Origin of the sequence: Desulforapulum autotrophicum HRM2, assembly GCF_000020365.1 — a bacterium.
In the GTDB taxonomy this organism is placed as follows: Bacteria; Desulfobacterota; Desulfobacteria; order Desulfobacterales; family Desulfobacteraceae; genus Desulforapulum; species Desulforapulum autotrophicum.
On sequence record NC_012108.1, the window covers coordinates 852967 to 866214 of the forward strand.

At 49.8% G+C, this 13248-nt stretch carries 10 protein-coding genes; 3 read left to right on the forward strand and 7 right to left on the reverse strand.

Going from position 1 to position 13248, the window contains the following annotated elements; genetic code table 11:
- Positions 1-93: 93 nt before the first annotated feature.
- The 5 genes from hflX to HRM2_RS24940 form a co-directional block, all read right to left on the reverse strand.
- Entirely contained in the window at positions 94-1491 is a 1398-nt protein-coding gene (hflX, locus tag HRM2_RS03690) for a GTPase HflX (RefSeq protein ID WP_041273615.1), read from the reverse strand.
- Between the two features lie 385 nt (positions 1492-1876).
- Positions 1877-3157, reverse strand: a complete 1281-nt coding sequence (locus HRM2_RS03695; RefSeq protein ID WP_012663115.1) for a multiheme c-type cytochrome — start codon at positions 3155-3157, stop codon at positions 1877-1879.
- A gap of 467 nt (positions 3158-3624) precedes the next feature.
- Positions 3625-6000: an ABC transporter substrate-binding protein gene (locus HRM2_RS24935; protein WP_187149326.1), complete on the reverse strand. Its 2376-nt coding sequence runs from the start codon at positions 5998-6000 to the stop codon at positions 3625-3627.
- Positions 5963-7096 carry a bifunctional chorismate mutase/prephenate dehydrogenase gene (tyrA, locus tag HRM2_RS03710; RefSeq protein WP_012663117.1) on the reverse strand — a complete coding sequence of 378 codons (1134 nt, stop codon included), beginning with the start codon at positions 7094-7096 and terminating at the stop codon, positions 5963-5965. The genes HRM2_RS24935 and tyrA overlap by 38 nt, the downstream gene beginning before the upstream one ends.
- A gap of 131 nt (positions 7097-7227) precedes the next feature.
- Positions 7228-7932 carry a YkgJ family cysteine cluster protein gene (locus HRM2_RS24940; RefSeq protein WP_012663118.1) on the reverse strand — a complete coding sequence of 235 codons (705 nt, stop codon included), beginning with the start codon at positions 7930-7932 and terminating at the stop codon, positions 7228-7230.
- A 275-nt stretch (positions 7933-8207) separates the two neighbouring features.
- On the opposite strand from HRM2_RS24940, the gene HRM2_RS03720 reads away from it, so the two are divergent.
- A complete protein-coding gene (locus HRM2_RS03720) occupies positions 8208-8762 on the forward strand; it encodes a DJ-1 family glyoxalase III (RefSeq protein WP_012663119.1) in 555 nt (184 codons plus the stop codon).
- Positions 8763-8788: 26 nt separating this feature from the next.
- Entirely contained in the window at positions 8789-9835 is a 1047-nt protein-coding gene (locus HRM2_RS03725; protein WP_012663120.1) for a class I fructose-bisphosphate aldolase, read from the forward strand.
- A 41-nt stretch (positions 9836-9876) separates the two neighbouring features.
- On the opposite strand, the gene HRM2_RS03730 is transcribed toward HRM2_RS03725, so the two are convergent.
- The gene (locus HRM2_RS03730; protein ID WP_012663121.1) at positions 9877-11526 is read right to left on the reverse strand and encodes an acyl-CoA synthetase; all 1650 of its coding nucleotides are present in this window, start codon (positions 11524-11526) and stop codon (positions 9877-9879) included.
- Positions 11527-11645: 119 nt separating this feature from the next.
- On the opposite strand from HRM2_RS03730, the gene HRM2_RS03735 reads away from it, so the two are divergent.
- Positions 11646-11969, forward strand: a complete 324-nt coding sequence (locus HRM2_RS03735) for a DUF503 domain-containing protein (protein ID WP_232364186.1) — start codon at positions 11646-11648, stop codon at positions 11967-11969.
- A 164-nt stretch (positions 11970-12133) separates the two neighbouring features.
- On the opposite strand, the gene HRM2_RS03740 is transcribed toward HRM2_RS03735, so the two are convergent.
- On the reverse strand, positions 12134-12799 hold the full coding sequence (locus HRM2_RS03740) for a DUF1638 domain-containing protein (RefSeq protein ID WP_012663123.1): 666 nt from the start codon (positions 12797-12799) through the stop codon (positions 12134-12136).
- Positions 12800-13248 lie beyond the last annotated feature (449 nt).

A 13248-nucleotide genomic window follows, 5' to 3' on the forward strand; every position in this document is an offset into this window, starting at 1 on the left:
ATTCCGGGAGAAGGTGAGCAAGCAAGCAGACCAGGGCTGAAGCCTGCCGGGGTGACGGCAGGCTTCAGATGGAAAAGGATGTTTCTGGACGGCTCAAGCCATTTGTTTTTCCAACCAGGTTAAAGTCTCCTGGGATGTTTTGAATTTTACTTCAGTGCCTGTTTCATCGTAGGATTCCTGGATGATGCCGGCTTTGGTTCTTAACTGTCCTAGGATGTGTCCTTTGTCGTAGGGGATCACCATGGTCGTTTCGATCATATTTTCCTGGAAATGCTGAAGGATTTTTTTCCGCAGCAAAGCGACATCCTTTGGGTTGTGGGCTGAGATGAAGATTCCATGGGGAAATTCATGACGCAGGACTTCAAGGGCCCCGGTTGTGAGTTTGTCAATCTTGTTCAGGATCAGCAGGCCTGGAATTTTTTCACCACCGATCTCTTTGAGCACCGATTGCGTCACCGTCAATTGAGATCGAAAGGCTGGATCAGAGGCATCCACTGTAAACAAAAGCAGGGAAGCGGCCAGGGCCTCATCAAGGGTCGATTGAAAAGATGCCACTAAATCGTGGGGTAATTTCTTTATAAACCCGACGGTGTCCGAGATCAGTATCGGCGGGTAAGCCTCGGGCTGCAACGCTTTCACACGGGTGTCAAGGGTTGCAAATAATTTGTCCTCCACCAGTACATCACTACCGGTCAGTTTGCGCATCAAAGACGACTTGCCCGCATTGGTATAACCGACCAGGGCGACCTGGAAATTTTCTCTCCTGCGGCTGCGTCGTCGGGTTTGCTCGTCTCGAATGCTGACAAGGCGGGATTTTAATTCGGAGATGCGGTCTCGGATACGACGTTTGTCCAGTTCGTGGGAGGTCTCTCCTGCACCCTTGGATCCAATCCCGCCGCCTTGACGATCTCCTCCCATATGGGATGCCCTCAGCCGTGGTGCCAGATAGGTCAACTTGGCGATCTCCACCTGAATCAAGGCCTCCCGGCTTTTGGCATGACGGCTGAATATCTCGAGGATTACACCGGTCCGGTCCAGGACTTCAACACCTGTGGCTTTTTCAAGGTTTTGCAGTTGCTTTGTGGTAATTTCACCATCATAGATGACAACATTGGCGTGCACGCTGTTTTTTGCCATTGGGTCATCGTTTGAACGGTTTTCATATATGCCGGTGGGACTGCCGGATGGATAGGCTTCGTCCATGTCGTCCCGGGTTTCATCTTCTGATTTTCGGCTGAATCCTTCAACAATGCCGGTGCCGCCGGTATAGTCTGCTAATTCTTTTAATTTTCCTGCGCCCAGCAGGGTGCTGGTTTCCGGTTTTGGGCGGCGTTGTGTCAGGGTTGCGACGACCTCAAGGCCCATGGTTTTAACCAGGCGTCCGAGCTCAAGCAGCGATGAGTCGTTTTCTTCATCGGAGACGCCATAAGTTTGCACTGAAAACAGGACTGCTGTCTTTTTTTCTCGTTCATCATTTGATTGTTCGATCATTTTTTTGCTTGACCATCCATATTTAATTAAAAATGTTGTTTTTATCGTTCCATTGGAATCCATGGGTTTGATTGCGGGTTGACGCCCCAGGTCCTCAATCAAATTTTCTTCCAGGCTCAGTGTAAGGTCGCTGTGTCTTTGTGGTCATGGCACACGGGTAAAAGGGTTAAAAAGAAAGGGGTTTTTCCAAAAGCGGACAATCAAGAAAAGTCAGTTAAAGGCAGGTTGTCAAATCCTGCCGTGACAGATAAGATAATGCATGTTTCCAGACTGTCACGCTCCCGGTTGTTTTTTATCTGTTACCAACGATCATTGTGGTAAATTTTGCTAAATTATGTGCATCGCCTGGTGCCGAAGTCGCCCAGGCAATGCACAGGAGCATGAATTATTGATGTTGCGCCCGCATACTTTTGGCAAGCTCCTTGATTTCGCCAAGATCTTTGGTCATCTCGTTCCAGCCGTACCAGTACGCATAATCCGGGTTTACATGAAAAAAGGCCTGGTAGGTCCGCATCCGATGTTTCATGTACATCTGCACCAGCACCTGGTCGATGTATGAGAGTTTATCCAGGTCCTTGTCCCAGGGCTCGCCATTGGTATGCATGAAGGTCAGCAGAAAAGGATAATTGGCCGGGTAATTTTTTGGTTTTTTAATGATTTCGTCTTTGTAGAGTGCTGCAATGGTTTCAATGGCATCTGCCATGAGCCGGTCGGCTTTGGACATGATGGCGTCACCCATGTCCAGCTGTTCTTTCACATATTTAGGCGAGTGACACTGGGTGCAGGTCTTGAGCATCTTGTCCCGTTCTCTTTGCCAGGACTCCTGGTCCAGCCTGACCATGCGGACCGCTTTAACCGCATCAAGAATCGGTGTGGCCTCACCGGTTAAAGGATCAAGGACACCAAGCGCCTTGAGTATTGTGACCCTGTCAGCGGCAGCCTGGGCATTGTCGGGCAGGGGCAGGCGAACCCCGAGAAAGCCCCAGGCCGTGGCATTTGTATGACTGCCGTCGGGCAGATGGCAGTTCTGGCAGGTGGGCGCTGCCGCAGTTTCAGGCAGATCGCCATTTTGTTTTGCAAACCAGCGTATGCCGTGTTTGGAGCTGGACCACATTTCCCATTGTGGATGGTCATACCCCATATGGCACTGCTGGCAGGCCCGTGGATTCAAGGCTTCTTTCTTTGAAAAGGCGTGCCGGGTATGGCATTCGTCACAGGAATTGTTCTGATATCGGTACCCTTTGCGAATTTGCTCTTTTTTTTCCTCGTCGGACCTTATTCCCATGTTATGGCAGCCGCCGCATCCCCGGCCCCCCTCGATCAGTTCATCCGGGGCCATATGGGTTGCCGGAATGGCATTCAAAGACTTCCAGCCGAAATTGTGTTTGCCGTGGGAAAACTGGTCTACCTGCTCTTCATGGCATTCGCCGCACACCTTCTCGTCCGGCAGCTTTGCCTTTACTGCGTCCTCTGCTGTTTTATGGGCATCCCCATGGCAATCTGCACAGCTTATTTCATTTTCTGCGTGTTTACTGGACTGCCAGTCCATTACCTGTCCCGGTGATAATTTCTGATGGCAGTCCACGCAACCCACGCTTGCATTGGCGGTGAACGTCGTTGCCAGCACCAGGGCCGCACCCAATACTGTTGCAATCTGGTTTTTCATAGAATTCCTCCTTTGGTTGAATGGATGAAATGAACGGGTGTGAATCACCCTGACCCCGATAATCAAAGTTGAAGTCCGAAAGTCGAGTCAATTAGAACTGGAGTCTAACGATCCTTTAAAGGACATAACGCCTCCTTTAATTGGTGTCGTACCCACGGGAATTGAGGTTGTAACATCGTCGGATGAATGCTGGGATTTTGTTTGTCACTCAAAAGTTGAATGGATAATATTAAATTATTATCAATAAAAGATGGCGTTGGCAACATTCTTTTAACTAGTGCCTGACCGAAAACCCGTGTTTGGATGGCTCGAAGAGGAGCTATGCTCACAAACTTGCCCGGATGCAAGGCGTGAGTAAAGCTGAAACCGGAGCGTACTGTTGTACGTGAGGCCCGATTTATGATTTGGTAGCTTTGTGAGGCAATGCAGCAGGTGGGTGAGTTTTCGTTCAAACACTAAATAAAGGTTTAAACGGTCAACCCGGTGGAAGGTGTTTGAAACGGCAGGCGGATGATAAAGGTGGTTCCCCTGCCTGGTTCAGATCTCACTTCCATTTCACCGCCGTGGTTTTCCCTGATTATGAAGTATGAGACTGAAAGACCAAGACCTGTGCCTGTGCCAATGGGCTTGGTGGTAAAGAAGGGGTCAAAGACGCATTGCTTTGTTTTTTCATCCATGCCGGGGCCGTTGTCTGTTATTTCAACACAGGCCATGTCGGTCTCTTGTTTTGTTCGAAGGGTGAACCTGTTTTTGGAGATGCCAAGGTCTGACCCCTGGTGTTTTATTTGTTCTGTCCTTGCTTCAACCATGGCTTCAGCCCCGTTCCTGAGGATGTTCAGAAACACCTGCTGAATGGTGTTACCCTCGCAGGGCACGCCGGGCATGGTGGGGTCATATTTCCGCATGATTTCAATGTCTTTAAAATCATACTGTTTCTTTAAATTATAATCGTTTCCAGCAAGTTCAACCGTGTTGTCAAGCAGGTCGCTAAGATTGTGGATGGAAAAATGACCACCGGGTTTATGGCTGAAGGAAAGCATGTTTTCGATGATATGGGCAGCCCTTGCGCCGGCTTCCCTTATGGATGCAAGCAGTTTGAGGATATCCCTTTTTTCCATGTATGCCTTGATCGCCTCCATGGAAAGCCCGAGTGCCTCGGCAGCCCTGCGGTTGGCAGGAAGATCCCGTGTAAACCGGTTGTGAATCACCTGTACACTTTGAACGATGCCGCCCAGGGGGCTGTTCAGTTCATGGGCCATGCCGGCGGCAAGACCGCCGACCGAGAGCATCTTTTCCGATTGAACCAGCATTTTCTGCATCTCCTGGCCTTCGGTCACATCAAGGGCAATGCCCCCGATCAGGGGGGCGTTTCTCTCTCTGGTGATGGGAAACTTGACCACCAGGGTTGTCCGATAATGACCCTCTTCATCCGTAATTTTTTCATGGACTTCAATGGATTGAAGGGTGTCCAGCACCTCGGCGTCGTTGGCTCTTAGCACCTTTGCAACAGCGGGACTGAAAATCTCATCGTCTGTTTTACCAAGCCGCTGTTCTGGGCTTGAATTTGCTCCAAAGCTGACCGCCTTATTAACATAGAGGTATTTGCCTGCACCGTTTTTTATAAATGCGTACCCGGGAAAGTGGGCCATGAATTCCTTGAATTTTGTTTCGCTCTCCTGAAGGGCCTTGACCGCACGTTTTCGTTCAAGGGATTCTTTTTTCAGCTTTTTGTTGAAGATGGAAAGGGCTATGGCGATTACTGTTGTAGCCAGGCTGACCATGAAAAGGATAAAAACGGTCCAGCGAAGCCTTGAATGGTCTTTTGCCGCATCCGGGGTATAGAGGAAACCCTGCAGGTCGAATTCAGGGTCAAGCATACCAAGAGCGGCATAGGTGTTTGCAATGTGGCGCCACCGTCCAGGGCTCATGTGTCCGATTTCAACAAGATCGGGCAGCATGAGTTTCTCCATTGCCTCGGATTCATGGCGTAAATGATCCTTTGATTTGTTGACCTTGTATCTGTTAATGATCAGGTCTATTGTCTCTTCCCGGTTGGCCATGGCGTATTCCCATCCCTGGAGGCTTGCCCTTAAAAAGCGGGCGGCACGATCGGGGTGTGCGGCGATTTCTTTGTCTGTTGTAAAAAGACAGTCACTGTAAAAGTCAACTCCATAGGTCCGGGGCAAAAGTATGCCCGGCTTGACGCCCGCCTGCTCAAGAAGCCACGGTTCATTGGTCGAATAGGCAGAGACACAGTCTGTACGGCCGTTAATGAGATCGTTCAGATCATAGGATTGATCCAGACGGATAAATTCACTTTCATCAATGCCTTCGTTTTGAAATGCCGCCAGGATGTCAGCATCCTTGGTTCCTGGAAGGAGCATTACCCGTTTACCCACAAGGCCCTGAAAACTTGAAATCCCTGAATCGGCCCGAATCAAAAGGATGGAGGGAGAATGCTGGAAAATGGGGGCCAGGACCACAAAGGGATCACCCCCTGCCCTGTGGAGAATGAGTTCGGCACCAGCCACACCATACTGGGCTCTTCCGTCAAGGAGTTCTTCCCTTGCAAAACGGCCCTCTCCTCCCTGGACAAGGGTGACCTCAAGTCCAGCATCTCGATAATAGCCCTTTTCCAGGGCGGCATAATATCCTGCAAACTGGAATTGATGCTTCCATGCCAGTTGAAGCACCACAGATTGTTTGTTGTCGGCGGCGTCAAGGTCTGGAACCAGGGTCAGGAGGGATGGGAAAAAGAGAAGGAAGAAAACAAGACATGATAAAAATGGTCGAATCGTTGGCAGCTTAAAACCTCTCGATAATTTTATTGATGATAAAGTCACTCTCCCGCATGGCCTGTTCGCTGAACGAACCGAACCAGTCGGCAATCTTAGAAAACCGTTGTTCAAAAAGGGCTTTGTCGTTGTTGTCCACCAGGGTAATCTGTTCGTTGACAGATGAGACATAGGCTTTTAACATGTCTCTTCGTTGGGGAGTGGCAAAGATGATCTCCGAGTAAAGGTTGCCGCTCTGGGCAAAGAGTCTGCCGACCATGCCAAGCTCCAGGCGATAAATGGGGCTTGAAAATTCCAGGGTTTTTTCCAGGTCTATTTTTTGCTGGCAGAGGAACTGGCCAAAGCAGAAGGCGGCAAAATGGCGAAGGGCCTGGACCATGCCCATGATTTCATCGTGCTCCTCGGCAGTGGAGCTCACAAGTATGGCCCCCCACAGGGTCAGCTGGTCCACGAGCCATTGGCAGGCCGGGTTGTCTCTTCCCGGGACAACAGCAATGATCTGCTTGTCAAGGGTTGAGCAGGAGGGGCCAAACAGGGGGTGAAGGCCGATGATTGGACCTTTAAAATACTTGATCATTTCATCCACGGGTGCCTGTTTGATGCTTGTGATGTCTGCAAGGACGGCAGTGGGTGGCACAAAGGGTGTGATCCGCTGAATGGTTTTAAGGGTGACATTTATGGGAACGGAGATCAGCACCAGGTCCGTGTCTCGGCACAGGGTTTCAACCTCGTTCCAGTTGTTTTCCGTGAGGATCCTGACCGTATAGCCCGATGAACGGAACATGGCCGCAAAGAACTGTCCCATTTGACCTGCACCGCCGACGATGAGGACATTGGCACCGGCCTTGACGGCCTGCTGTTTCATCTGCCCGGTCTGTTCGATTCTGGAATTTCTCAGGACAACCCGGTAAATCTCTTCAATGAAATCGGGGTTAACCGCTGCTGTTGAAGCCTGGTTGCGCAGCTTGGAAATCAGGTCTTCTTCCCTTGCCGGGTGGTATACAGGAACGTTGTGGATCTTTTTCAGGGCGACCACCTGCCGGACTTGATCGAGTCTCTGGGAGATAAGTTCCAGGATTTGCCGATCAATACTGTCAATATTGTTTCTTAACTTTTTTATTTCGCTGTCAAACGTTTTGCCCATATTCGTATTCACCATGTCCGGTAAGAGTCAACCATTGATGTTTCATATCTACTGGCTGGAGCATACCCAAATTTAAGCCAAAAGTCAAAATCAAGGAGTGGTTTCAAGGCAGGTGGGGCGTGCAATCGTGTTCAAGGATGGGGGACAATTTTTTCAAACACATGTCCTCCCTGGAGCCATCGGTTAAAGGGGACTGCTGTGGTGTGACAGCAGTCCATGGCCTTGGGCAGTTCCAGGGGAAGGAACTCAAGTCCATGGTTGAGGCATACCTTTTGAATGCTCTGCCTGGCAAGGGAAAAGACAAAGTTGCTTGAGGTTGAGGTCTCTATTTCAGATGTGTGGTTTCCCGTTAAAAAGGCATCTTTGCATGCCCTGCGGCTGTAGGATGACCACGACCGGCAGATAAACGGCCGAACCGGATAGATGCTGCACTTATTATCCTTGAGAAAAATACACGGGGTGCTCTCTTTTATTTTGACCCGGGCTGACAGGGACCGGCCTTCAGTCAAGCGTCGGTTGCTGTCAACGCGTTTCCACAAAAGAATCTGGTCCTGGTCTGAAAATTCCCGGGCAATCCATGAAAAGGCAAACAATGCCTCAGCAGGGGTGAGTTTTACCTGGGTATAACAGCAATAGCTGCAACCCGGTCCGCATTCCACTCCGGCACAGGTCTGTGCGTCATCTATGTTTTTCACCATGTCCTGTGCAAGGGCCATGATCTGAATCAGGGCGGCTTTAATTCCTTCCTGGGAAAAAAGAGGTTCTAAATGGGATGTTGTAACCTGGGCAAAGAGTTTTCCCAGGGCATGGGCCGCATGCCTTCTTTCTGTTTCCACGATTTCTCCTGAATGTCCATGTATGACAGAGAAAGGGACTGCCGGGTGTGGCAGAAGATGTCAGAGCATACAGCCTCTTATTGATTTGTAAGGGAAATTTCCCGAATCTTTTTCATTCTACATCATTAGAGCATCAAAAGATAGGGGCTACGTCCATCTTCATCCCATCCAGGGGTGCTATTTGGGATCTGTTTGAGATTGAACTTGAAATCGGAACTAGAAAAAAGGCATAATAACCCAGTCTATAATCTTTCCATATGATAAAGGAGAGTCCCATGGGTAAAAAAGTTCTGGTTCCCGTGGCCCACGGCACGGAGCCCCTTGAAGCCGTTGCAATTATTGATATCCTGAGGCGGGCAAAGGCTTTGGTCACCGTGGCATCGGTATCGGGTTCACCTGTTGTGGTTGGTTCCCACGGTATTCAACTCACGGCAGACTGCCTGATTGAGGATTGCATGGAAGAAACCTACGACCTTGTGGTCCTGCCCGGCGGCATTCCCGGTGTTGAACATCTCAGGGATTCAACGGTATTGGCGGATATCCTCAAGAAACAGGTGTGCCAAGATCGACTGTACGCTGGAATCTGTGCTGCCCCGGCCGTGGTGCTTGAGGCCCATGGACTCGTTGGAAGTCACAGGGTTACCTGCCACCCTTCGTTCAAGGACCGGCTTAAAGACAGGAACCATTCAAATTTGCCCGTTGTCCGGGATGGTAACCTGATCACGGGCAGGGGGGCTGGAACGGCCGTTGCATTTGCCTTGTCACTTGTGGAAACCTTGTTTGACGCCCAGCAGAAAAAATCCGTAGAAACGGGACTTGCATTAAATTAATCACCGTAAATCAAAGGAGAAATAGGATGATACACCATTCGATTATGGACGATGGATTACGAAAGGAACTTGAATCAACGGCAAGGGCCATGGTGGCCAAGGGCAAGGGGATACTTGCAGCAGACGAAAGCAACGCCACCATTGCCAAACGATTTCAGACTATAGGGGTGGAATCCGTTGAAGAGACCCGGCGATTCTACCGGGAGCTTTTATTTACTACCCCGGAGGCGGAGGCGTTCATCAGTGGGGTTATCCTGTTTGACGAAACCATCAGGCAGTCAACTTCGGACAACGTTCCCTTTACCCGAATCCTTGAGGAGAAGGGAATCATTCCGGGCATCAAGGTGGACAAGGGACTTACAATTCTTCCGGGAACGGATAACGAAACGGTTACCCAGGGGCTTGACGGCCTGGATGCCAGGCTTGATGAATACCGGAAACTGGGTGCCCGGTTTGCAAAATGGCGGGCCGTTATAACCATTGGAAATCACAAACCCACCCCCCTTGCCATTGATGCAAATGCCCATATCCTGGCCAGATACGCAGCCATGTGCCAGCGGGCAGGGATTGTTCCCATTGTGGAACCAGAGGTGCTCATTAACGGCAGTCATGATATTGATCGTTGCGAGCGAACTATTGAGGCAACCCTCAAGGCCCTGTTCACGGCCCTTGATCACCATGGGGTGCTTCTCGAGGGTATTATTTTGAAACCCAGTATGGTCACTTCAGGAGACACCTGCCCGGACCAGGCTGGAGTGGAGGCCGTGGCAGCTGCAACCATTCGCTGTTTCAAACGTTCCGTGCCTGCAGCAGTTCCGGGCATTGTTTTTCTTTCCGGGGGGCAGAGCTTCGAACTTGCCACCATACATCTCAATGCCATGAACGCCATGGGTTCCTTTCCCTGGGAATTGAGTTTTTCCTATGGTCGCGCCCTTCAGGAAACGACCCTTAAAGCCTGGGCCGGTCAGACGGAAAATAAGTCCAAGGCACAAAAAGTGTTTTATCACAGGGCCAAGTGCAATGGTGCGGCCCGGTCCGGCTCGTATACAGAGGCCATGGAGCTGGAGGGTTAGAAATAGGGGGGAGGTTCCGGAAGAAACCTCCCCACCCTGTTTTATTCAAACAATTTTTTGTAACTTTCCCGCATATTACGCTTCAGGATTTTGCCCGTGGGCGTCTTGGGCAGTTCGTCCACGATAAGTACTCGTTTGGGGGCCTTGAACATTGAGAGATGGGCTTTGCAGTGGGCCATGAGCGCCGCTTCTGAAACGGTTTTGCCGGCCTTGAGTTTGACAACGGCCGTGACCGCTTCCACCCATTTGGGGTGATATACACCGACAACAGCCACTTCTTCCACATCTGGATGAAGATAGATGGCCTCTTCAACTTCCCGGGAGGCAACGTTTTCGCCACCGGTCTTGATCATGTCTTTTTTTCGGTCCACAACGGTGATGTAGCGTTCCTGGTCCAGGACCCCGAGGTCCCCGGAGTGAAACCATCCGCCCTGCATGGCTGCTTCTGTCTTGTCCGGCTCTTTAAAGTACATGGTCATGACGTGGGGGCCCCTGCCACAGATTTCGCCGGCAAGGTCTTTGCGGATAATTTCCCGGCCGTCAATATCTTCGATGCGGGTCTCCATGTGGAGCCCTCCCATGCCGGCGGATCCGATTTTGCTCAGGGCGTCCTTGGCCTTGAGGATGGTGTGGTAGGGGGCAAGTTCGGTCTGGCCATAGTAGTTGTAGATCCCGGCTCCGGGAAAGCAGTCGAGCATCTCCCTCAGGATTTCTTTTGGCATGATGGATGCCCCATAGTAGCATTTCACAAGGCTTGACAGGTCATGCCGGCTAAAATCAGGGTGGCGCAGCATACCGATCCACACGGTGGGCGGTGCAAAAAAGGTGGTGGCCCTGTGGATTGCGATATTTTCCAGGATTTTGGGGATGTCCGGTCCCATGAGGATGTTGGTACCCCCGATCCAGAAGATGGGGTTCATGAATACGTCCCGCTGGGCGCAGTGGTAGATGGGAAGGGCATTGATGTTAATGTCCGTTGCCTTGTAGTCTCCGTCAATGATACATCCCATGTATTGGGCGATGAGGGCCTGGTTGGAAATGATTACCCCCTTGGGAAGGGATTCCGTACCGCTGGTGTAGGTCATCTGGGCCGGGTCTTCGATCCTTAAGTTTACATCCGGTTCTGTGTCGTCCTGGGCCTTGTACCAGTCGTCAAAGTTGAGAAAACCCTCCGGGGATTCTTGACCCCCACCCTGGTCAGACCAAATCAGTGTTTTAACTGTGGGGAGCTTATCGAGCACGGTTTTAACCTGATCGTAAAGCGTGTCCTCAATAATAAAGACCGTGCTCTCCGAGTGGTTGATGCAATAGGCGATATCATCGTCCTTTAACAGGTAGTTGACGGCAAGATAGATGGCTCCGATCTTGGCGCATCCCATCCAGGTGAGCACATGGTGATGGGTGTTGTGGGCAAGGATGGCAACCCGGTCATATTTTTTGACACCCAGGGCTGAGAGGGCGTTGGCTGTCTGGTTGCACTGGTGCTCAAGTTCGGTGTAGGTCAGGTCCATTTCCTTGAACACCAGGGCTATCTTGTTAGGAAAGTGGTAGGCGGATCTTCGGATCATGTCGGCAATGACCCAGCGGTTGATCCGGTTGTTCCGATTCATGATGAACTCAATGTTCTCTTTATTGATCTTTGTGTACCTATCCTTGTCCTCTGGAGAGAGGGGTGTGGATGGTTGAACCATGATACGTCCTCCTGTATGGCAGGGTTAATATATCTATTGCCTTTTTTCATGGGCGATCCCTTGAAGAGTTAATAAGGGAAAACTGGTTCGATTTATGTTAAAACGTAGTCAGATAGTTATTGTCTGAATATTTAAACCGGGTCAAGGAAATAGTCATGGTTGTTGGAACGGGCAAAATTAAATTCAAGCTGTATGGTGTGGGTTCGTTAAAGGAAAAACGCAAAATCATCAAGGCGATTATTGGCCGGATAAAGAACGTGTTTAATATCTCCATTGCTGAAACCGACCATAACGACAGCCTGTTGTGGGCTGAAATTGGATTCTCAATGACGGGCAACGACTCAAGATTGATCAATTCAAAGGTGGACAAGGTGTTGAATCTGGCCGATGAAATCGGGCTTGCCCGGATTGTTGACACTGATATTGAAATTCTTCATATTTAGCGTTTGAAAGAAAACTCACCCATCTGCGGCGTTGCTTCAAAATTCTGAAACCCTCATGTACAGAAGTACGCTCCGGTTTCAGAATTTTTTGCGCCTTGCACATGGATACTTTTGTGAGCACAGCTACTCTTCGAGCCGCCCAAACACGGGTTTTCGGTCAGTCACTAGCTTGTCAGTTTCTGGTTCAACACCTTTAATTGATCCGTAAGCAACCCTTTAAACCGGTCCAAAGTGATGGGGTATGCCTGCATGGGAATGCCCATCCAGTCGCAATATTCAAGAAACTCTTCCGGATTTTCGCCCATGTACTGGTCCAGATAGCCAATGCCGTCAAGAACAACCGCTCCCCCTGTATGCCTGGGAAAATTTTCATTGGCCAAGCCTTTGTCCCAGCCCTTGAAGACTTTTTTTCGAAATTTTACCCAGCCCGGGGTCATGAACCAGACTGGTTCACCACCGGCAAGTTCAGCTGTTATCTGTTTCATTTCATCGTCGGAGGCAAGCATGCCCATACAGTGTGACGCCTCGATTCGTGTGACGTTAATGCCCTGTTCTTCAATGATGTTTTTCATTAAACGTGTCGGGTTGTCTGGATTGACATAACAATACTTGCCACCGTAAACAACAATTACACCCCGGGCAACGGCCTTGGCTTTTTCGACGAACTTTATCAACTGGGCTTCAAGTTCATTGATATCCTGGTGCAGCCCGGGGGTGGTGTAAAAAATGTTGTCGGTATCCAGAAAACCTTCTTTAACCAGATGGTTTATTTCAGGACTCATGGTTCCACAGGCCACGATAGCTGTATTCTTAAAAGAGTGTTCTTCCATGATCGTTTCCTTGTATTTGGTTATTGATGTTACCCTTGTCTTCTTTTCAAGTTACGCCCTTTTTAAATATTTGTCAGTCTGTTTGCAAATCTTTTAAAAATAGACGTAAAGTTGATAAATCAATAATCGTGCCGGATATAAGAAATTCCCGTCTAAATATCATTGTGAAAGTCTCGACTTTCAAGCCCTCTTTGGTCGCCCTGACCGGAACATTGTAAACCAAAGGGGGTAGGATTTTTGCCCTTCCAGGCGTTAAGAAGCGCAGGTCGTTTGAGGACTTTAGCCCGCAGTTCCTGCGCTTTAGTCTGGAGGGGCAAAAATCCTCTCGACGTTTACCGTTCCGGTCAGGGAAACCCAAAAGGGCGGAATGGTACGATCGCCTGCCCTGTATTATCGAGTTTCATGCTTGGTTGTGTCTGCCAGGACATGTGGGGTCTACGAAAAAAATA